This is a genomic window from Thalassobaculum sp., assembly GCF_040219215.1.
Lineage (GTDB): Bacteria > Pseudomonadota > Alphaproteobacteria > Thalassobaculales > Thalassobaculaceae > Thalassobaculum_A.
The window spans coordinates 63,591-83,604 of the sequence record NZ_JAVJSX010000007.1; the positions used below are offsets into that span (position 1 = coordinate 63,591).

17 protein-coding genes, 1 tRNA gene and 1 pseudogene are annotated in these 20,014 nt (G+C 69.0%); 11 read left to right on the forward strand and 8 right to left on the reverse strand.

Annotated features, from left to right (window positions below; genetic code table 11):
* Positions 1-37: 37 nt before the first annotated feature.
* The 5 genes from RIC54_RS03880 to RIC54_RS03900 are packed head-to-tail and all read left to right on the forward strand — an operon-like array spanning position 38 to position 6,741.
* Positions 38-931, forward strand: coding sequence for an isocitrate lyase/PEP mutase family protein (locus RIC54_RS03880; protein ID WP_350098227.1), 894 nt, complete (start codon positions 38-40; stop codon positions 929-931).
* Entirely contained in the window at positions 928-2,661 is a 1,734-nt protein-coding gene (locus RIC54_RS03885; protein WP_350098228.1) for a hydantoinase B/oxoprolinase family protein, read from the forward strand. The genes RIC54_RS03880 and RIC54_RS03885 overlap by 4 nt, the downstream gene beginning before the upstream one ends.
* On the forward strand, positions 2,658-4,727 hold the full coding sequence (locus RIC54_RS03890; RefSeq protein ID WP_350150562.1) for a hydantoinase/oxoprolinase family protein: 2,070 nt from the start codon (positions 2,658-2,660) through the stop codon (positions 4,725-4,727). Before RIC54_RS03885 ends, RIC54_RS03890 begins: the two co-directional genes overlap by 4 nt.
* A complete protein-coding gene (locus tag RIC54_RS03895; RefSeq protein ID WP_350098230.1) occupies positions 4,724-5,344 on the forward strand; it encodes a cysteine hydrolase family protein in 621 nt (206 codons plus the stop codon). The genes RIC54_RS03890 and RIC54_RS03895 overlap by 4 nt, the downstream gene beginning before the upstream one ends.
* Entirely contained in the window at positions 5,341-6,741 is a 1,401-nt protein-coding gene (locus RIC54_RS03900; protein ID WP_350098231.1) for an FAD-dependent oxidoreductase, read from the forward strand. The genes RIC54_RS03895 and RIC54_RS03900 overlap by 4 nt, the downstream gene beginning before the upstream one ends.
* Here the strand turns inward: RIC54_RS03900 and RIC54_RS03905 are convergent.
* The 6 genes and pseudogenes from RIC54_RS03905 to RIC54_RS03930 form a co-directional block, all read right to left on the reverse strand.
* Positions 6,738-7,628, reverse strand: a complete 891-nt coding sequence (locus RIC54_RS03905; protein ID WP_350098232.1) for a polysaccharide deacetylase family protein — start codon at positions 7,626-7,628, stop codon at positions 6,738-6,740. The two genes, RIC54_RS03900 and RIC54_RS03905, sit on opposite strands and share 4 nt — an antisense overlap.
* On the reverse strand, positions 7,625-8,659 hold the full coding sequence (locus tag RIC54_RS03910) for an ABC transporter ATP-binding protein (RefSeq protein ID WP_350098233.1): 1,035 nt from the start codon (positions 8,657-8,659) through the stop codon (positions 7,625-7,627). The genes RIC54_RS03905 and RIC54_RS03910 overlap by 4 nt, the downstream gene beginning before the upstream one ends.
* A complete protein-coding gene (locus RIC54_RS03915) occupies positions 8,656-9,627 on the reverse strand; it encodes an ABC transporter ATP-binding protein (protein WP_350098234.1) in 972 nt (323 codons plus the stop codon). Before RIC54_RS03915 ends, RIC54_RS03910 begins: the two co-directional genes overlap by 4 nt.
* Positions 9,624-10,505 (reverse strand): ABC transporter permease, encoded by an 882-nt coding sequence (locus RIC54_RS03920; RefSeq protein WP_350098235.1) that lies wholly within the window; start codon positions 10,503-10,505, stop codon positions 9,624-9,626. Before RIC54_RS03920 ends, RIC54_RS03915 begins: the two co-directional genes overlap by 4 nt.
* On the reverse strand, positions 10,502-11,476 hold the full coding sequence (locus tag RIC54_RS03925; RefSeq protein ID WP_350098236.1) for an ABC transporter permease: 975 nt from the start codon (positions 11,474-11,476) through the stop codon (positions 10,502-10,504). Before RIC54_RS03925 ends, RIC54_RS03920 begins: the two co-directional genes overlap by 4 nt.
* Before the next feature lie 92 nt (positions 11,477-11,568).
* Positions 11,569-13,257 (reverse strand): annotated as a pseudogene (locus RIC54_RS03930) (ABC transporter substrate-binding protein).
* Between the two features lie 74 nt (positions 13,258-13,331).
* On the opposite strand from RIC54_RS03930, the gene RIC54_RS03935 reads away from it, so the two are divergent.
* The 5 genes from RIC54_RS03935 to RIC54_RS03955 are packed head-to-tail and all read left to right on the forward strand — an operon-like array spanning position 13,332 to position 17,758.
* On the forward strand, positions 13,332-13,907 hold the full coding sequence (locus tag RIC54_RS03935; protein ID WP_350150564.1) for a MarR family winged helix-turn-helix transcriptional regulator: 576 nt from the start codon (positions 13,332-13,334) through the stop codon (positions 13,905-13,907).
* Positions 13,907-14,617 carry a creatininase family protein gene (locus RIC54_RS03940; protein WP_350098239.1) on the forward strand — a complete coding sequence of 237 codons (711 nt, stop codon included), beginning with the start codon at positions 13,907-13,909 and terminating at the stop codon, positions 14,615-14,617. The genes RIC54_RS03935 and RIC54_RS03940 overlap by 1 nt, the downstream gene beginning before the upstream one ends.
* Positions 14,599-15,639: a ketopantoate reductase family protein gene (locus tag RIC54_RS03945; protein WP_350098240.1), complete on the forward strand. Its 1,041-nt coding sequence runs from the start codon at positions 14,599-14,601 to the stop codon at positions 15,637-15,639. Before RIC54_RS03940 ends, RIC54_RS03945 begins: the two co-directional genes overlap by 19 nt.
* Entirely contained in the window at positions 15,609-16,364 is a 756-nt protein-coding gene (locus tag RIC54_RS03950) for an SDR family NAD(P)-dependent oxidoreductase (RefSeq protein ID WP_350098241.1), read from the forward strand. The genes RIC54_RS03945 and RIC54_RS03950 overlap by 31 nt, the downstream gene beginning before the upstream one ends.
* On the forward strand, positions 16,361-17,758 hold the full coding sequence (locus RIC54_RS03955) for a dipeptidase (RefSeq protein WP_350098242.1): 1,398 nt from the start codon (positions 16,361-16,363) through the stop codon (positions 17,756-17,758). Before RIC54_RS03950 ends, RIC54_RS03955 begins: the two co-directional genes overlap by 4 nt.
* Positions 17,759-17,830: 72 nt before the next feature.
* On the opposite strand, the gene RIC54_RS03960 is transcribed toward RIC54_RS03955, so the two are convergent.
* Positions 17,831-17,906, reverse strand: a tRNA-Ala gene (locus RIC54_RS03960).
* 109 nt (positions 17,907-18,015) lie between these two features.
* Entirely contained in the window at positions 18,016-18,465 is a 450-nt protein-coding gene (locus RIC54_RS03965; RefSeq protein WP_350098243.1) for a TIGR02300 family protein, read from the reverse strand.
* Positions 18,466-18,608: 143 nt separating this feature from the next.
* On the opposite strand from RIC54_RS03965, the gene RIC54_RS03970 reads away from it, so the two are divergent.
* A complete protein-coding gene (locus RIC54_RS03970; protein ID WP_350098244.1) occupies positions 18,609-20,012 on the forward strand; it encodes a tetratricopeptide repeat protein in 1,404 nt (467 codons plus the stop codon).
* Positions 20,013-20,014 lie beyond the last annotated feature (2 nt).

Consider the following 20,014-nt stretch of genomic DNA (forward strand, 5'->3'; position numbering starts at 1 on the left):
GGCCCCGCCGAATCCACAGGCCGCGAGGACCGTCGACATGAGCGCATCGCATCCCACGCTCCGCAGCCAACTGGCCGGCGATGAACTGGTGGTCGCCCCCGGCATCTACGACGCCCTGTCGGCACTGATCGCGTCTCAGGCCGGGTTCGGAACGCTGTACCTGTCGGGCGCGTCGATCGCCTACACCCGCTACGGCATGCCGGACATCGGGCTGATCGGCATGGCCGAGGTGGCCGACACCCTGACCGCGATCACCGACCGGGTCGCCACCCCGGTGATCGTCGACGGCGACACCGGCTTCGGCAACGCCCTGAACGTGATCCGAACGGTACGCAGCTTCGAACGTTGCGGCGCCCAGGCGATCCAGCTCGAAGACCAGGCCATGCCGAAGCGCTGCGGCCATCTCGCCGGCAAGACCCTGGTGCCGGCCGCCGACATGGTCGGCAAGGTCAAGGCCGCGGTCGACACGCGCGGGAACGAGGATTTCCTGATCATCGCCCGCACCGACGCAATCGCCGTGGAAGGCTACGAGCCCGCCCTGGAGCGGGCGGAACGCTACCTCGAAGCCGGGGCCGACGTGCTGTTCATCGAAGCTCCGCGCAACCGGGCCCAGATGGACGGCATCGTCGCCCGGTTCGGCGCGCGGGTGCCGCTGCTGGCCAACATGGTCGAGGGCGGGCACACCCCGCTGCACGACGCCGCCACCCTGCAAGAGATCGGCTTCAAGCTGGCAATCTTCCCCGGCGGCACCGTGCGGGCGCTGTCGCGCCTGCTGGGCGAGTACTACGGCAGCCTGAAGGCTCACGGCGGGACCGGACCGTTCCTGGACCGCATGAACCTGTTCGATTCATTGAACCAGCTGATCGAAACCCCGGCCTTTCTGGCGCGCGGCAAGGCCTATGACGGCTCGAACTTCGGAGACGATGCATGATCGACCCGGTCACCCTGGCGGTCATGAAGGGCCGGCTGGAGCAGATCGCCGACGAAATGGACGCGACCCTGTTCCGCAGCGCCTTCAACCCGATCATCGCCGAGGCCCACGACGCCTCGCACGGTCTGTACGACCCGCAGACCGGCGACACCCTGGTGCAGGGCAAGTCCGGCCTGCCGATCTTCGTCGGCAGCAACGCGTTCGCGGTACGGGCGGTGATCGACAAGGCGGCGCGCAGCGGCGGCATGGCCGAGGGCGACCTGTACATCTTCAACGATCCGTACGACGGCGGCACTCACCTGTCTGACTTCCGGCTGGTGCGGCCGTACTACCGGGACGGGGAACTGGTCTGCTACCTGGCGTCGGTCGGGCATTGGCACGATGTCGGCGGCAACGTCCCCGGCAACTACAACCCGGCCGCCACCGAGTGCTTCCAGGAAGGCATGCTGATCCCGCCGGTCAAGCTGTACGACCGCGGCACCTTCCGCCAGGACATCGTCGACATCCTGCAGAGCAACTCGCGCCAGCCCGGCTCGCTGTACGGCGACCTGAACGGCCAGCTCAGCGCCCTGGAACTGGGTGCGCGCCGGCTCGACGCACTGATCGACGAGTACGGCGTTGCCATCATCCGCGAGGCCCTGGTCGAGCTGCGCCGCCGCGCCGAACAATTGATGCGCGCCAACATCGCCGAACTGCCGGACGGCACCTATTCGGCCGAGGACTGGCTGGACAACGACGGCATCGTCGACGAGCCGCTGCGGATCGCCCTCGACCTGACGATCGCCGGCGACCGCATGACGCTGGACTTCACTCGCTCGGCCAAGGCCTGCCAGGGGCCGGTGAACATCGCCCGCTCGACCGCCGTCGCCTGCTGCTATGTGGCGCTGAAGCACGTCTTCACCGACGTGCCGGCCAACGCCGGCGTGCTCGACCCGATCACCTTCGTGATCCCCGAGGACTCCCTGCTCAGCGTGGTCGCGCCCAAGCCGGTCGGCGGCTACACCGAGACCATCCTGCGGATCATCGACGTGGTGTTCAGCGCGATCGCCCAGGCCGATCCGGCGCGCAGCAACGGCCATGCCTACGGCACGATCAATGCCTTGTCGCTGGCCGGGCACCGGGCCGACGGGCGGCGCTGGGTGATGTTCTCGTTCTTCGGCGGCGGCCACGGCGGCCATCCGCAGGGCGACGGCCTGAACCACGGCAACGCCCCGATCTCGACCGCGACCATCCCGCCGCTGGAGATCCTGGAGGCCGCCTATCCGATCCGCTTCACCCAATGGGCGCTGCGCCCGGACAGCGGCGGGCCGGGCCGCAGCCGCGGCGGACTGGGCGCGATCTACGAGATCGAAGTGCTGGAGAAATCCGGTGAAGCCTTCCTGTTCGGCGACCGCGGCCGGCACGCGCCGAAGGGCATCGCCGGCGGCGCCGATGCGGCGATGAACGCCTTCTTCTTCGACACCGACACCGGCGAGGTCAGCCCGCCGATGGCGTCGAAGATGGTCGGCATCAAGCTGCGGCAGGGCCAGCATGTCCGCATCGAAAGCCCCGGCGGCGGCGGCTACGGTGCGCCGCTGGAGCGCGATCCCGACCAGGTGGCCCGCGACGTGCGCCTCGGCTATGTCAGCCGCGGCCGCGCCGACTCCGACTACGGCGTGGCGCTGGGCGCCGATCTCACACCCGACCGGCCGGCGACCGCGTCCCTGCGCAACCGGAGGGCCGCGTCGTGAGCGGGCGCTACGTCATCGGGGTCGACGTCGGCGGCACCTTCACCGATGTGTTCATCCTGGATCAGCAGACCGGCACCGGCGAGATCCGCAAGGTGCCCTCGACCCGGCCGGACCAGTCCCAGGGCTTCCTGGCCGGCATCCGTTCCGGTGTCGATACGGTCGCTGCAGTCGCCACGGTGGTGCACGGCACGACGGTGGGCACCAACGCGCTGCTGGAGCGGCGCGGCGCCGCCACCGGCATCATCACCACCGCCGGCTTCCGTGACGTGCTGGAGATGCGCCGGCGCGACCGGCCGACAACCTGGGGCCTGTGGGGCCAGTTCGAACCGGTGATCCCGCGCGACCGGCGGCTCGAGGTGCCGGAGCGGGTGCTGGCCGACGGCAGCATCCACACGCCGGTCGACCTCGACGCCGTGACGGCCGCCGCCAACCAGTTGCTGGCCGACGGCTGCGAGGCGGTGGCGGTGGCGTTCATCAACGCCTACGCCAACACCGCCAACGAGGAAGCCGCGCTGGAAGCGGTGCGCGCGGTCTGGCCGAACGAGCACGTCACCGGATCGCACCGTATCTTGCCGGAGATCCGGGAGTTCGAACGGATCTCGACCGCCACGCTGAACGCCTACCTGCAGCCGGTGGTCGCCAATTATCTGCAGCGGCTGCAGGACGCGTTGCGCGGCGACGGATTCGCCGGCGACGTGCTGATCGTGCAGTCGAACGGCGGGGTGATGACGGTGGACACCGCGCGCCGGGTACCGATCCGCACCGCGCTGTCGGGACCGGCGGCCGGGGTGATCGCCGGCGCCCACATCGCCACCTCGGCTGGGTTCCCCAACATCGTCACCTGCGACATGGGCGGTACCAGCTTCGACGTATCCCTGGTGGTCGACGGCCAGACCGCATTGACGCCGCAGACCTCGATCGATTTCGGCATGGTGGTGCGCCAGCCGATGATCGAGATCACCACCATCGGGGCCGGCGGCGGCTCGATCGCCTGGGTCGACCGTGGCGGGCTGTTGCAGATCGGTCCGGAATCCGCCGGCTCCGATCCCGGTCCGGTGTGCTACGGCCTCGGCAACGACCGGCCGACCGTGACTGACGCGAATGTGGTGCTCGGGCGGATCAACGCCGAGCGGCCGATCGGCGGCAAGCTCGCCCGCCTCGACGTCGAGGCCGCCAAGGCGGCGATCGAAGCGACCGTGGGGCAGCCGCTCGGCCTGTCGGTGATGGCGGCGGCCGAAGCGATCATCAAGGTCGCCAACAGCCGGATGGCCGGCGCGATCCGATTGGTCTCGATCGAACGCGGCCATGATCCCAAGAGCTTCGTCGCCATGCCGTTCGGCGGCGGCGGCGCGCTGCACGCCGGGGCGCTGATCAAGGAGGTCGGACTGGCCGGTGCCCTGGTGCCGCGCTTCCCCGGGGTGACCAGCGCGCTGGGCTGCGTGATCGCCGACATGCGCCACGACTTCGTGCGCACCATCAACGGCCTGCTGGACACCGTCGACATCGCGTTCCTGGACGGTGAGGCGGCGGCGTTCCGCAACGAGGGGCAAGCGCTGCTCGACCGTGCCGGCGTCGCGTTTGAAGGCCGCGAGACCCTGGTCGAGCTCGACATGTCCTATCTGGGCCAGACCCACACCGTGGCGGTGCCGCTGACGGTCCATGGCACCGACGGCGACAGTCTGGGGATTGCGCGCGACGCCATTCGGACAGCCTTCGAGGCGCGCTACCACGAGGTCTACGGCAGGGTGCTGGAACGGCTGCCGATCCGGGTGCTGAACGTCCGGGTGACGGCCGTCGGTCGCCGGCCGAAGTTCGATTTGTCGATCCTGGCGCCGGGTGTGGACGGATCGGTGGAAGTCGCCGGTCGAGGCAATCGCCCGGTGTTCGTCGACGGCGCCTGGCACGACGCTGCGATCTTCGACCGCCTTGCCCTGCCGGTCGGGGCCGTGATCCCCGGCCCGGCGGTGCTGGAGCAGTCCGATGCCACGATCTTCGTCGAGCCCGACCTGCAGGCCGAAGTCGACCGCTTCGGCAACCTGATGGTCCGACGCAAGGAGCCGTCATGAGCCTCGGAGTTTCCGACCCCCAACGCACCGCGCTGGTGCTGGTCGACCTGCAGAACGACTTCATCCACCCGGACGGCGCCTATGGCCGCGGCGGTGCCAAGGTCGCCGAGATCGGCGCCCTGCCGGCCCGGCTGACGCCGCTGATCGACGCCGCCCGGCGCGCCGGCAGCCCGGTGATGTCGACCCACTTCACCCTGGTGCACGGCCCGGACGGCGAGCCCTACATCAGCGAGCACCTGCTGAAGATCCGGCCGTTCCTGCGGGCCGGCGACTTCGTGGCCGGAGGCTGGGGCCATGATCTGCTCGACGAGTTGCAGCCGTCGACGTTCAAGATCGAGAAGGTGGCGTTCTCGGCGTTCTACATGAGCCGGATGGAATGGGTGCTGCGCCGGGCCGGGATCGAGACCCTGGTGTTCGCCGGCATCGTCACCAATGGCGGCGTCGCCTCCACGGTTCGCGACGCCCACGTCCGCGACTTCCACGCCATCGTGCTGGCGGACGGCTGCGCCGCCTTCACGCCGGAGATCCACGATACCGCCATCGCCGCCTTGCGCCCGGTCGCCGAAATCTGGACCGTCGAACAGGCGACCGCGGCGTTCCGGGCCGCCGGGTCATGACCGTCCGGCCGCTGGCCGAGGCCGACTTCGCCGCCGAAGCCCCGGTGCTGGTAGTCGGCGGCGGGGCCTGCGGCCTGATCGCGGCCCTGGCGGTGCGCGACGCCGGTTGCGAGGTGGTGGTGCTGGAGCGCGATGCGGCGCTGTCGGGATCGACCGCACTCTCCTCCGGGTTCATCCCGGCCTGCGACACCCGCTTTCAGGCGTCCGCCGGCATCGAGGATCCGGTGGATCTGATGGCGGCTGACATCCAGCGCAAGAACGGCGGGCAGGCCGACTCGGCGATTGTCGAAGCGGTGTGCCGCCGCTCCGGCCGGACCATCGACTGGCTCGCCGAACGATGGGGCCTGCCCTTCGTGCTGCTCGACGGCTTCCTGTATCCCGGCCACAGCGTGCGACGGATGCACGCCCATCCGGAGCGGACCGGTGCGGCGCTGATGGGCGCCCTGCTGAACGCCGCCGAAGGTGCGGGCGTCGACATCGTCGGCAACGCCCGGGTGTCCGCCCTGTACGCCGGCACCGACGGCCGGATCAGCGGGGTGCGGATCGAGCGGCCGGACGGCGGCGGCGAGGATCTCGGCTGCCGGGCGCTGGTCCTGGCCTGCAACGGCTACGGCGGCGACCCGGCGATGGTGCGCCGCCACATCCCGGAAATGGCCGACGCGCTGTATTTCGGTCACGCCGGCAACCGCGGCGACGCGGTGCGCTGGGGCGAGGCGCTGGGCGGCGAGGCCGTCCACATGACCGCCTACCAGGGCCACGGCTCGGTCGCCCACCCGCACGGCGTTCTGATCACCTGGGCGCTGATGATGGAGGGCGGCATCCAGGTCAACCGCGAGGGCAGGCGGTTCTCCGACGAGCATCACGGGTACTCCGAGCAGGCGGTCAGCGTACTGGCCCAGCCGGACGGCATAGCGTTCAACCTGTACGACCAGCGCCTGCACGACCTCGGCCTCGGCTTCGACGACTACCGCGCCGCCGACAAGGCCGGGGCGGTGCGGCGGTTCGAGAGCCTGGATGCCTTGGCGTCGGCGCTGGACCTGCCGATGGCGGCGCTGGCGGAAACCGTGGAGCACGCCGCCCGTTGCGCCCGTGGCGAGACGACCGACCCGTTCGGTCGCGACTTCACCGGACAGCCCGAACTGCAGCCGCCCTACTACGCGGTCCGGGTAACCGGCGCGCTGTTCCACACTCAGGGCGGGCTGCGCATCGACGCCACCGCCCGGGTGCTGCGCCGCGACGGCACGGCGCTGCCGAACCTGTTCGCCGGCGGCGGGGCCGCGTGCGGGGTGTCCGGCTCGCAGGTGTGGGGTTATCTGTCCGGCAACGGGCTGCTGACCGCCACGACCCTGGGGCATATCGCCGGCGAGCAGGCGGCACGACTGGCCGCCAAGGCTTAGGCCGCGTTGTCCCTGGCGTAGCGCGCCACCTCGGCGTGGGTCGCGAACCAGGCGTCGCCGGTCGCCCGGATGTGCTCGATCAGCCGCTCCAGGATCCAGATGCGCGACCGGTAGCCGATGACGTGCGGATGCATGGTCAGCAGGAACAGCCCGCCCTCCTCGTGCGCCCGGTCGAACTCGCGGCGGAACACGTCGAACACGGTGTCCGGCGCGGTGTACGGGCGCAGGCCGGAAAACCGGTGCATGTTGAAGTACACCGCGTCGTCGCGGATCCACTCGACCGGCAGCTCGACGATGCCGGTCGGCTCGCCGGCTTCCAGCAGCTCGTAGCAGTCGTCGTCGGCCATCAGCGAGGAATCGTAGAGCAGCCCCAGCTCACGCTCGATCCGCAGGGTGCTGGGACTGAAATCCCAGCTGGGCGTGCGCAGGCCGACCGGGCGGACCCCGGTGATCCGCTCCAGGGTGTCGGTGGACCGGAACATCAGGTCGCGCTCGGCCTCGTAGGGCAGCACCGAGTTCAGCTCGTGGATCCAGCCGTGGATGCCGATCTCGTGGCCCTCGGCGGCCAGCATGCGCTGTTCGTCGGGATGCAGGAGGGCGGTGACCGCCGGCACGAAGAACGTCGCCTTGATGCCGGCCTTGTCCAGCGCCGCCTTGATCCGCGGGATGCCCTTGCGAGTGCCGTACTGGCCCCAGGACATCCGGCCGATCGAGCGGCCGCCGTCCCGCAGCTCGTTGGTCTCGTGATCGGAGTCGAAGGACAGCGCCACCGCGACCTTCTTGCCGCCCGGCCACGTCGCCGGCCGCAGCGTTCGTCCGGCGCGCACCTGGTCGACCGTGCGGCGCCAGGTTTCCTCGGGCCACTGCCAGGGTTCCGGATCGGTCATCGGTCGTTCTCCCGAGTGGTCGTTTCGGTATTGTTTCGTTCCATCGCGCGGACGTGACAGGCGACCAGCCGGTCCGTACCGTCTGCCATCAGAGCCGGCACGTCGCGCCGGCAGGCGTCGACCGCCAGCGGGCAGCGCGGGTGGAAGGTGCAGCCGGGCGGCGGTGCCAGCGGCGACGGAATCTCGCCGGTGATCGCGTTGAACTCGACCAGCGCGTCGTCCTCCAGAACCAGCCGCGGCACGCTGTCCAGCAAGGCGCGCGTGTACGGGTGCTTGGGGTCGCGGTAGATCTGCTCGGTGCTGCCGACCTCGACGATCCGACCGAGATACATGATCGCCACCCGGTCGGAGACATGCCTGACCACGCCCAGATCGTGGCTGATGAACAGGCAGGTGATGCCCAGGTCGCGGCGCAGTTCCAGGAACAGGTTGATGATCTGCGCCTGGATCGACACGTCCAGCGAGGCCACCGGCTCGTCGCAGACCAGCAGGTCGGGCTGCATCGCCAGCGCCCGGGCGATGGCGACCCGTTGGCGCTGGCCGCCGGAGAACTGGTGCGGGTAACGGCCCGCGAACTCCGGCTCAAGGCCGACGCGCTGCAGCCAACCGCGCACGTAGTCGACCGCGTTCGCCTTGGTGACCAGGCCGTGGGCGATCGGCCCCTCGGCCACGGTGTCGCCGATCCGCATGCGCGGGTCGAGCGAGGCGAACGGGTCCTGGAACACCGTCTGCACCCGGGTGGTGACCTTGCGGCCGTTCTGCAGCACCGGCTCGCCGTCGATCGTCACCGTGCCGGCCGTCGGCGGCAGGATCCCGGCGACGATCCGGCCCAGGGTCGACTTGCCGCAGCCGGACTCACCGACCAGTCCCAGGGTTTCGCCGGGATTGATCGTCAGGCTGACCTCGGTCACCGCCCGCACCGGCCGGTCCTCCACCGTGGCGCCGAAGCGCGCCGCGATGCGGTCGCCCAGGGTCAGGCGCGGATCGAACCGCTTGCTGATGCCGTCGAGGGTGAGGAACGCCGTGCTCATGCCGCGCGCTCCAGCGGGTGATGGCAACGGAAGGCCCGCACCGCGTCGACGCTGTGCTCGGGATCCACCACGCATCGTTCGCTCGCCCGCACGCAGCGCGGCGCGAACGGACAGCCTGGCGGCAGCGCCAGCAGCGACGGGGTGTTGCCGGGCACCTGCCGCAGTTCCTGCCCGGGCCGCGCGGTGGCCGGCAACGAGTCCAGAAGGCCGCGGGTATAGGGATGCCGCGGATCGCGCAGCACGGTCGAGGTCGGCCCCTCCTCCACCAGACGGCCGGCGTACATCACCATGATGCGCTCGGCGACGCTGGAGACGGTGGCCAGGTCGTGGCTGATCCAGACAAGCGCGGTGCCGCTCTCACGCGACAGCTCGCGCATCTCATGGAGGATCTGGGCCTGGATCGAGACGTCCAGTGCGGTGGTCGGCTCGTCGGCGACGATCAGGCCAGGGCTGTGGGTCATGGCGATGGCGATCGCCACCCTCTGGCGCATACCGCCGGAGAATTCGTGCGGGTAGGCGTCCAGCCGGGCGGCGGCGTCCGGAATGCCGACCCGGGTCAGCACGCTCGCCGCCCTTTCGCGTGCCGCGACGCCGGTAACCTTCTCATGGGCGCGGATCGCCAGGGTCATCTGGGCGCCGACCGTCAGCACCGGGTTCAGGGTCATCATCGGATCCTGGAACACCATGGCGATCTGCCGACCGCGCAACCGGCGCAGCTCGTCCAGCGGCATGCCGACCAGTTCCTCGCCGTCGAGCCGGATCGAGCCGCCGACGATCCGGCCGGGCGGATCGACCAGGCCGAGCAGCGAGAAGCCGGTAACCGACTTGCCGGACCCGCTCTCGCCGACCAGCCCCAGGACCTGGCCGCGCTCCAGGGTGAAAGACACGCCGTCGACGGCTTTCACCACGCCAGCGCGGGTGAAGAAATGCGTGCGCAGGTCGCGAACTTCGAGAAGCGGTGCACTCATCGCCGGAGCCTCGGGTTCAGCTGGTCGCGGATCTGATCGCCGACCAGATTGATGGCGACGATCAGGACGATCAGCGCGATGCCGGGATAGACCGAGATCCAGTAGCGACCGCTCATCATGTAGACGAAACCGTTGGAGATCAGCATGCCCAGGGACGGCTCGGTCACCGGCAGGCCGAGGCCGAGGAACGACAGGGTGGCCTCCAGTGAGATCGAGTTGGCGATCTGCACGGTCGCCACGACGATCAGCGGCGGCATGCAGTTCGGCAGCAGGTGCCGGAAGATCACCCGGGCGCGGGACAGCGGCGTGGCGGTGGCGGCCTCGATGTAGTCCTTGCGGCGCTCCGACGTGGCCGCACCATAGGCGGTACGCGCGAAATAGGCGTACTGTGCGGCGACCAGCGCGGTCACCAGCTGGGCCTTGCCCTGGCCCAGCAGGGCCACCAGGACCAGCGCCAGCAGGATCGCCGGAAACGACAGCTGCAGGTCGACGATCCGCATGATCAGGGTTTCGACGAGACCGCCGGCGTAGGCCGCGACCACGCCGAGCGACGCGCCGACCGCCAGGGCGACGCACCCGGCCATGAACCCGATCTGCACCGAGATCTGCAGTCCGTAAAGGATCGCGGACAGCAGGTCGCGGCCCTGGGCATCGGTACCCAGCAGGTGAACGTAGCCGCCGGTGCCGGTATGGCCGGGCGGGCGCCGGGCGTCGAGCAGCGATAGCCCGCCGAGGTCGTAGGGGTTCTGCGGGGCGATCCACGGAGCGCCGACCGCCAGCACGACGATCGCGACCACGACCACCAGCGCGACCACCGCCACGCGATTGTCGCGGAACTCGACCCAGAACCGGCCCAGCGGAGTGGCTGCCTGGGTCATGCGGCACCTCTGCGGGCGACCCGCGGATCGAGCACCGCGTAGGCGAGATCGATCAGCAGGTTGATGGTGACGAACAGCAGGGCCACCAAGATCAGGTAGGCGACCATCACCGGCCGGTCGAGGCTGGTGATCGAGTCGATGATCAGCTTGCCGACGCCCGGCCAGGAGAAAATCGTCTCGGTCACCACTGCGAACGCCAGGGTCGAGCCGAGCTCAAGGCCGAACACCGTGACGATCGGCACCGAGATCAGCTTCAGGACGTGGCGCAGCACGATGGTGCGCTCGGCCAGTCCGGCTGCACGCGCGAACTTGATGGTGTCGGTCAGCATGACCTCGCGGGTGCCGGCGCGCGCCAGGCGGATCATCATCGCCAGCTTGAACAGCGCCAGGTTGACCGCCGGCAGCAGCAGGTGGGACAGGCCCTCCAGGCTGAAAATGCTCCATTCCACACCAAACACCACGTCGACCGGGCCGCGCCCTCCGGCCGGCAGCCAGCCGAGCCAGACCGCGAAGGTCAGGATCAGGATCAGCCCGACCCAGAAGGTCGGAACCGAGAAGCCGAGGATGGAGACCCCCATGATGGTCTTCGACGACAGCGAGTCGGGCCGATAGCCGGCCCAGATGCCCAGCGGCACGCCGATCACCGCCGCTCCGATGACTGCCGCCAGGGTCAGTTCCAGGGTCGCGGGCAGACGGCTGGCGATCAGGTCCAGTACCGGGATGGCGTAGACGAACGAGCGGCCGAAATCGCCCTGCGCCACGTTCCCGAGGAAGATCAGGTATTGCCGCCACAGCGGCAGGTCCAGCCCGAACCGGGCGATGATCAGCTCCCGCACATCCTGCGGCGCGTCCAGCGGGATCAGCACGTCCATCGGGTTGCCGATGGCATACACCCCGACGAACACGATCACCGACATGGCGAACATGACAACGACGGCCTGCAGGCAGCGTTGAATGATGAAGCCGGACATTGCCCGGGCAGCCTCCGCTCATACGATTGGTCGCAACGCGATGGGCCGGGCGATTGCTCGCCCGGCCCGCCGCTGGGGTCAGATCCGCCGGATCACGTCGCCGGCTTGATGAAGAACGCCAGCGTGTCCTCGTCGGTCCGCGGGGTCATCTTCAGCTTGCCCTTGTCGGCCGCCCACACGGTCTGCAGGGTGACGATCGAGATGTAGGCGCGATCGGCCATGATCAGGTCCATCGCCTGCTCGTACAGCGCCTTGCGCTTCGGCGCGTCCAGTTCCCGCCCGGCGGCCTGCAGCAGTTCGTCGACCTTCGGGTTGCTGTACTCGATCCGGTTGAAGGCCCCCAGCTTCAGCTCGGCGTTCGGCGAGTGCGCCATCGAGCCGAGCGTGTAGGACGCTTCTCCGGTGAGCGTGCCCCAGCCGTTCATGAAGATCGAGTATTCCTTCTTCGCCTGGGCGGGGAAGTAGACCGACCGCGAAATGGCGTTGACGTTGGTCTTGACGCCGATCTGCGCGAACATCTGGCCGAGGCCCTGGCAGATCGCGCCGTCGCCCGGCAACCGGTCGCTGGTGCAGTACAGGTCCATCATGAAGCCGTTCGGATAGCCGGCTTCGGCCAGCAGCGCCTTGCCGCGCTTCGGATCGGGCGAGCGTTCCGGAACCTTCGCGCTCCAGCCGAAGAAGCCTTTCGGCATCAGCTGGTTGTTCGGCGTTCCGAGGCCCTCGAGAACCACCTCGACCATCGTCTGGCGATCGATGGCGAGATCGAGTGCCTCACGCACCTTGGGATCGCGCAGCGGGTTCTTGGCCAGCGGCTTGCCGTCGAGGTCGTAGACCTTCGGCGTGCTCTCGCGCTGGTCGAGCTGCAGGTTCATCACGTAGACGCTGTCGGCCAGGAAGGTGTCGGTCTTCGGGTCGCGCTTCAGCGCCTGCCAGTCGGCCGATGAGACGTAGTTGATCAGGTCGACCTGGCCGGCCTTCAGGGCCGCCAGCCGCGAGGAATCGTTCGGCATCTCCTTGCGCACGACCTTGGCCCACGGGCCCTTGCCGCGCCAGTAGCCGTCGAACCGCTCCAGCACGAGATCGCCCTTCGGCTACCAGGACACGAACTTGTAGGGGCCGGTGCCGATCGCCGCCTTGCCGGAGTTGAAGCCGCCGGCCGCGGTCTCCTTGGTCGAGTAGTCGGCCGCCGCCTTGTGCGAGACGATGAACAGGCGCACGAAATCGTTCGGCAGGGTCGCTGCCGGGCCATCGGTCTTCAGGTGCACGGTGTGGGGGTCGACGATCACGACTTCCTTCACCCGCCGCACATAGATCAGCAGCGTCGTCGGACCGGTCACCACCGGGATCCGCTCGATCGAGAACTTCACGTCCTCGGCGGTGAAATCGGAGCCGTCGTGGAACTTCACGCCCTTGCGGAGCTTGAACTCCCAGGTGGTGTCGTCCAACGGCTTCCAGGATTCAGCCAGCCCCGGCTCGATCTGCAGGTCGTCGCCCGACCAGACCAGGGTGTCGAAGACATGCTTCATGGCGTCGGCGTGCACGCCGAGCGCCGAATAGTGCGGGTCCATGGATTCCGGCCCGCCGCGCACACCCACGGTGAGCGTCTGCGCCGAAGCCCCGGCTGCGGCCACGCCGAGCCCGAGGGCTATGGCGCTGACCTGGAGCAATTTTGCGAATTTCATCCTCTGCCTCCTCGTCGTTGTCCTTGAAGGTCCGACGCCCCCGGCGGCGGCTCTCCGCGCTCCGGCCGGCGGATCGACCTGGAGCACCAAAGCTTCCATTTGGAACTTGTTTTTGACAGATTGAGAGGCGAGAATTTCCCAGCCAAGTTCGATTTGGAACTAATTGGTCATTCATGGCACGCCCCAATCACGTTTCCGGGAGGGACGACAACGTCCTTCCGATGTCGATCCCGCGCGGCACCACCGGGCTGGAAGCGCTCACCGAGGCCAAGCTGTGGCGGAACCCGTGCTGGTTCGCGTTCCGGTTCAACCACATCGCGCTGCGCTACAACTCACCGCTCTACGGCTGGATCAAGAAACAGACCGGGTTGAGCCGGCCGGAGTTCGTGGTGATCTACTCGCTCGGCCTGTTCGACGGTGCCCTGGCCCGCGACATCGCGATCTCCTCGGGCTTCCCGAAAAACACTCTGAGCCGGGCGATCGAGAAACTGGTCAGCCTCAGCCTGATCGAGAAGCGCGCGGACGCCGCCGACCGCCGCAACCAGACGCTGCACCTGCTGCCCGCGGGCCGGAAGATGTTCGACGATACCCTACCGCAGTTCGTTCTGTTTGAGGAACGAATGCTGCAGACCCTGTCGCCGGCCGAACGCGACACCCTGTCCAACCTGCTCGCCAAGATCGTTCTCGATACCCCCAACTGGGCGGACGAGATCGAGGACGACGCCCTTACCGGGAAGGATTCCGCCTGATGCGCATTGCCGACATGAACTGGATGCAGGTCGAGCGGTACCTGAAGGACGACGACCGCTGCGTCCTGCCGATCGGCTCGACCGAGCAGCACGCCCAGCTGTCCCTGTGCGTCGACATGATCCTGGCCGAGAAGGTGGCGGTCGACGCAGCGGAACCGCTGGGCGTGCCGGTCTACCCGGCGATCCCGTTCGGCATCGCGCCGTATTTCGGCGCGTTCCCGGGATCGGTCACCCTGCGGGTCGAGACCCTGCTCGCCGTGGCGCGCGACCTAGTGGCGTCGTTCCGGCGCAGTGGCTTCCGCCGGGTACTGCTGGTCAACGGCCACGGCGGCAACCAGCCGGTCGCCGCCCTCGCCCAGGAACTGATGGCCGAATGGCCGGAAATGTCGATCCGCTGGCACCAGTGGTGGAACGCGCCGCGCACCTGGGCGGAAGTCCAGCGCATCGACAAGGTCGGCAGCCACGCCAGCTGGATGGAGAACTTTCCCTGGACCCGGCTGCCCCACGCACCCGCACCCGACGGCGCCAAGCCGATGGTCGACACCGGCCTGCTGAAGGCCTGCGGGCCGGACGCCGCCCGCCAGTTGCTGGGCGACGGCAATTTCGGCGGCGACTGGCAGAAGCCTGACCCGGACATGCTGGCGCTGTGGAAGATCGGCGTCGAGGAAACCCGCGAGGCACTGGAGGGACCATGGCCGATCCGATCCTGATCTGGGGTGCCGGCGCCATCGGTGGCACGCTCGGCGCGTACTGGGGGCGGGCCGGTATCGACGTGTTGATGGTCGACATCGTGCCCGAGCATGTCGAGGCCTGCCGGACCACCGGCCTGACGATCGAGGGGCCGATCGACGAGTTCACCCAGGTGGTCCCGTCGGTGACGCCCGACCAGCTGACCGGCACCTACTCCCGGATCGTGCTGGCGGTGAAGGCCCACCACACCGCCGAAGCGGTCGACCGGCTGGCGCCGCATCTGGCCGAGGACGGCTTCGTTCTGTCGGCGCAGAACGGCCTGAACGAGATCATCATCGCCCGGCGGGTCGGCGAGGCGCGCACCATGGGCTGCTTCGTGAACTTCGGCGCCGACTGGCATGGGCCGGGTCGGATCCTGTACGGCAACCGCGGGGCCTGCGTGGTCGGCGAGGTCGACCGGACGATCGGCGAGCGCACCCGCGCCATGCACCAACTGATGCAGGTGTTCGAGCCGGACGCCGAGCTGACCGACGACATCTGGTCCTACCTGTGGGGCAAACTCGGCTACGGCGCGATGCTGTTCGGCACCGCGCTGACCAACGACTCGATGTCGGCCAACTTCGCCGATCCGGCCCGCACGCCGGCCTGGATCCGGCTGGGCCGGGAGGTGATGGCGGTCGCGGTGGCCAAGGGTGTGAAGCCGCGGGGATTCTCCGGATTCGATCCGGAAGCCTTCCTGCCGGGTGCGTCGGAAGATGCCGCGCGTGCCTGCATCGCCGCGCTGGCCGACTATACCAGCCGGACCGCCAAGACCCATTCCGGGGTGTGGCGCGACCTGGCGGTGCGCAAGCGCCGCACCGAGGTCGACGTGCAGATCGCCATCATTGCCGAGATCGCCGCCGAGGTCGGGGTCGACGTCCCCGGCATCCGCACCCTGGTCGGCCTTGTCCATGACGTGGAAGAAGGCCGGCGTCCGCTTTCCGGTGAAACCCTCCAGATCCTGGTCGACACATGCAACTCCGCTTCGACGGCCGCGTCGTAATCGTCACCGGTGCCGCCCAGGGCATCGGACGGGCCATTGCCAAGGCGTTCCGCGACGCCGGCGCAACCATCCACCTCGCCGACCTTGACGGCGACGGCATCGCCAAGACGGCGGACGAACTGGGCGGCACGCCGCATGTCCTGGATCTGTCGGACCGCGACGCGACCCACGGGCTGGTCGCCGATGTGATCGGGCACAGCGGCCGGGTCGATGTGCTGGCGCTCGCGGCTGGCGGGGTGCGCGGCCAGGTCGGCGGGCCGATCGAGAAGGTCTCGCAGCAGGACTGGCACCGGCTGTTCCAATCGAACGTCGACGGCGCGTTCTGGCTGGCCCAGGCCGCAGCACCGTCCATGAAGGCCACCGGTCGCGGTCGTATCGTTACCGTATCGTCCGGTGCGGGCCTGCGCCCCAGCCTGACCGGCATCCAGGCCTACGCCGCCGCCAAGCACGCCCTGGTCGGGCTGACCCGGCAGCTGTCCTGGGAGCTCGGGCCGTTCGGCATTACCGTGAACTCGGTCGCACCCGGCTTCGTGCGCTCCAACCCCGCCACCGAGCGGCAATGGGAAAGCTACGGTTCGGAGGGCCAGAAGCGGCTGGTCGACGGCATCCACACCAAGCGGCTCGGCACCGCCGACGACATCGCCGCAGCGGTGCTGTTCTTCGCCTCCGACGCGGCCGCCTGGATCAGCGGACAGGTTCTCTCGGTCGACGGAGGCCGCTCGTGAGCGATCCGGTGCTCGCCCGCCTGGCGGCCGACCGGGAGGGCATCCTGGAACGCCTGGGTGAGCTGCTGCGCGCGCCCTCGGTCAGCACCGATCCGGCCTATGCCGACGGCATGGCGGCCGCCCGCACGATCCTGATGAGGCGGATCACGGCTGCCGGGTTCGCCAATGTCCGTCTGCTGGACGCCGGCGGCCATCCCGCGGTCTACGGGGAATGGACCGGGGCGCCCGGCCGTCCGACGGTCCTGGTCTACGGTCACTACGACGTGCAGCCGCCGGACCCCACCGGGCTCTGGCACAGCCCACCGTTCGAACCGACGGTCCGCGACGGCCGCCTGTACGCCCGCGGCGCCTCCGACGACAAGGGACCGTCCTCGATCGCGCTCGAGACCCTGGCGGCGTTCCTGGCCGCCGAGGGCCGGCTGCCGGTCAACGTCAAACTGCTGCTGGAAGGCGAGGAAGAGGTCGGCAGCGCCACCCTCGGTGCCATCCTGGAGGGCAACCGGGCGTCGCTCGACGCCGACGTGGTGCTGTCGGCCGACGGCGGCCGCTGGCGTGCCGACCTGCCGACCATAGCGGTCGGCTCGCGGGGCATCGCCGCCCTGGAGTTCAGCGTCACCACCGCGGTGAAGGACCTGCATTCCGGCCGGTACGGCGGAATCGTGCCGAACGCGCTGCACGTCGCCGCCCGCCTGATCGCCAGCCTGCACCGGCCGGACGGGACGCCGGCGGTCAAGGGCTTTCTCGACGGCGTGGTCGAGCCTTCGGATGCCGAGCGCCGGTCGCTGGCGGCGATTCCGTTCGACGATCCCGGGCTGTTCGCCGGTCTTGGCGCCGAACCGGCCGGCGAGTCCGGCTACGGCACCCTGGAGCGGCTGTGGTACCGGCCGACCATCGACGCCAACGGACTGTGGGGCGGCTATACCGGCGCCGGCGGCAAGACGGTCATCCCGAACCTCGCCCACGCCAAGCTGTCGATGCGGCTGGTGCCCGGCCAGGACCCAGCCAACGCCGCGGCGGCGGTGATTCGCCATCTGCGATCCCACTGTCCGGCCGGCACGGCCCTTGCGGTCCGCGAGGGGCACCACTCGGCCGCCTATCTGGTCCCTGACACGCACCCGCTGCTGCTGGCCGCCGAGGCGGCGCTGGAGGAGACTACGGGAACAGTGCCGTTGCGGGTGCGCAACGGTGCCACCCTCCCGCTGTCCGACATCGTGCGCGGCGCGCTCGGCATCGACACCGTGATGTACTCGTTCTCGACCTCGGACGAGGATTTCCATGCGCCGAACGAGTTCATCCGGCTCTCGGCATTCGACGACGGCTTCGCCGCCTGGGTCGCCCTGCTGCGCCGGTTGGGACAGCAGACCTCCGCCGACTACGCCGGTTTCCGCCGCTAGCTCCTCGACAGCCGCCGGGGCCCAAAACGAAACGAGGCCCGAAGCGCTGTGCTTCGGGCCTCGTAGCGGATTTGGTGGAGCCAGACGGGATCGAACCGACGACCTCTACAATGCCATTGTAGCGCTCTCCCAGCTGAGCTATGGCCCCGAAACCTGGGTGCCCCGGTCTCCCGAAGCGCCCGCAGTAGGTAGCGGGTACGCCCTGGGTGATCAAGGGGTTTATCGAGGGGACTTCAGGTCGGTCCCCGTGCCTTGAATCAGCGTTCTTCCTCGTCCGGCTCGTCGGCTTCCTCGACCTCGTCCAGAGAGATCGTATCGTCATCGTCGTCGTCGGCGACGACCACCGCGTCATCGTCGTCATCGTCATCGGCAACGACCGCGTCCGGCGAGCGCTTCACCGGGTCGACGACCACATCGTCTTCTTCCTCGTCGTCGATATCATCGTCATCGACGATGACATCCTCGTCCTCGTCGAGTTCTTCCTCGTCCTCGTCGTCCGCCTCTTCGGGGTCGACCTTGTCCTTGACCCGCGCCTTGGGCTTGGGATCGTCGGCCGGCAACGGCCGCGCGCGCCGACTCTTCAGCACAGCCTCCGAATCGAACGTCGTGCCGCAACTCGGGCACACGATCGGGCTGCGTTGAAAGTCGTAGTAGCGCGCCCCGCACGATTGGCAGAGACGCTTGATGCCCCATTCCGGCTTGACCACCGTCGTTGCTCCGCGTCTGTCCGACGTTATCGCCCCGCGAAAACACCCGGAGGGCGGTGTGGCGGCGGAATATCCATGTTCGTGAACTCATGTCAAAGGCAAACTTCCCCGACCGGTCACCTAAAACGAAATCGGACCTCCGTATGACCCCGGCCGATCGCTGGCACAAACGCGCGTCGCTGACCCATCTTGCAGGTGACGCCACCGCTACGATCCGATCGGCCCGACACGGCGTCGCGCTGGATCCGGGCCGGCATGCGCTGGTGGCGATGCTCGCGTTCGCCCACCAGCGGTCCGGAACCTTCGACACCGGACGAATCGAGGCGGAACGGGCAACGATCCTTGCGCCGGCCCACGTCGACAGTTGGTGCCTGCTGGGCGCGCTCGCCCACGTGCTTGGCAGGCCGGAGCAGGCGCGCCGCGCCACCCGGCGGGCGCTGCTGTTGAAGCCGGCGGACCAGGCGGCAGCGCACAATCAGTTCGCCGCCCTTCGTCACGCGGGTGACTGGGACCGGGCCGTGACGGCCGGCCGACGGTCCCTGGCGATCGATCCACGCTTCGACAGCAACGCCTTCGAGCTCGGCATGCTTCTGCTTTCGCTGGAACGATGGAGGGACGGGTGGCCGTTGTACGACAGACGGCTCCGCCTCAGGCACGCCCGGCCGCGTCCGGACCGATTGCCGCAGCCGTTCTGGGACGGGCATGCCGACCCGAAGCTGTCGCTGGCGGTGTGGGGTGACCAGAATGTCGGCGACGAGATGCAGTTCGCCAGCCTGTTGCCGGAGGTGGCGCCAAGAGTCGGCCGCATCATCCTGGAATGCGACCCGCGGCTGGTGCCCCTGTTCGCCCGCTCGTTTCCCGAACTCGATGTGGTCGCCCGCGCCGACCCGCCTGATCCCCGGCTGATGGCTGCCTCGATCGGCGCGCAAGTTCCCCAGGGGAACCTGGGACGCCTTCTGCGTCCCGACACGGCTTCGTTCGGACGGGGGCCGCGATCCTGGCTGGTCGCCGATCCGGGCCGGGTCGCCGCCCTGCGCGCCCGGTATCGCGCCTGGTCCAGCGGCCGCCCGGTGATCGGGGTCGCCTGGAAATCGACCAACGCAGCGTTCAAGGGCAAGAACGTGCCTCTCGCCCAGTGGCGGCCGATCCTGTGCGGGCAGGAGGCGCTGTTCCTGTCCGTCCAGTACGGCGACGTGTCGGCCGACCTGGACGAGGCCCGAACGGTCACCGGGGTCGACATCGCCCACGATCCCGAGATCGACGCCTTGAGCGATCTGGACGGGTTTGCCGCCCAGTTGGCGGCGACCGATCTGGTGATCTCGATCTCGAACTCGACGATTCACCAGGCCTGCGGCCTCGGCCGGCCGGTCTGGGGCATTCTGCACATCCGCCCGGACTGGCGCTGGGGTGTTGGCGGCGACACCTGCCCCTGGTTCCCGACGCTCCGGCTGTACCGGCAGGCGACGCGCGGCGATTGGCCTCCGGTGCTGGACGCGATTGGCCATGACCTGCGGCGCTGGCTCGCCGACCGGCCGGGAGCGTGCTAAGA

Bases quoted from the DNA above. Each gene is read 5' to 3' on its own strand.
- RIC54_RS03880 (WP_350098227.1), top strand. From the start codon at position 38: ATGAGCGCATCGCATCCCACGCTCCGCAGCCAACTGGCCGGCGATGAA.
- RIC54_RS03885 (WP_350098228.1), top strand. From the start codon at position 928: ATGATCGACCCGGTCACCCTGGCGGTCATGAAGGGCCGGCTGGAGCAG.
- RIC54_RS03895 (WP_350098230.1), top strand. From the start codon at position 4,724: ATGAGCCTCGGAGTTTCCGACCCCCAACGCACCGCGCTGGTGCTGGTC.
- RIC54_RS03900 (WP_350098231.1), top strand. From the start codon at position 5,341: ATGACCGTCCGGCCGCTGGCCGAGGCCGACTTCGCCGCCGAAGCCCCG.
- RIC54_RS03905 (WP_350098232.1), bottom strand. From the start codon at position 7,628: ATGACCGATCCGGAACCCTGGCAGTGGCCCGAGGAAACCTGGCGCCGC.
- RIC54_RS03910 (WP_350098233.1), bottom strand. From the start codon at position 8,659: ATGAGCACGGCGTTCCTCACCCTCGACGGCATCAGCAAGCGGTTCGAT.
- RIC54_RS03915 (WP_350098234.1), bottom strand. From the start codon at position 9,627: ATGAGTGCACCGCTTCTCGAAGTTCGCGACCTGCGCACGCATTTCTTC.
- RIC54_RS03920 (WP_350098235.1), bottom strand. From the start codon at position 10,505: ATGACCCAGGCAGCCACTCCGCTGGGCCGGTTCTGGGTCGAGTTCCGC.
- RIC54_RS03925 (WP_350098236.1), bottom strand. From the start codon at position 11,476: ATGTCCGGCTTCATCATTCAACGCTGCCTGCAGGCCGTCGTTGTCATG.
- RIC54_RS03935 (WP_350150564.1), top strand. From the start codon at position 13,332: ATGGCACGCCCCAATCACGTTTCCGGGAGGGACGACAACGTCCTTCCG.
- RIC54_RS03940 (WP_350098239.1), top strand. From the start codon at position 13,907: ATGCGCATTGCCGACATGAACTGGATGCAGGTCGAGCGGTACCTGAAG.
- RIC54_RS03945 (WP_350098240.1), top strand. From the start codon at position 14,599: ATGGCCGATCCGATCCTGATCTGGGGTGCCGGCGCCATCGGTGGCACG.
- RIC54_RS03950 (WP_350098241.1), top strand. From the start codon at position 15,609: ATGCAACTCCGCTTCGACGGCCGCGTCGTAATCGTCACCGGTGCCGCC.
- RIC54_RS03970 (WP_350098244.1), top strand. From the start codon at position 18,609: ATGACCCCGGCCGATCGCTGGCACAAACGCGCGTCGCTGACCCATCTT.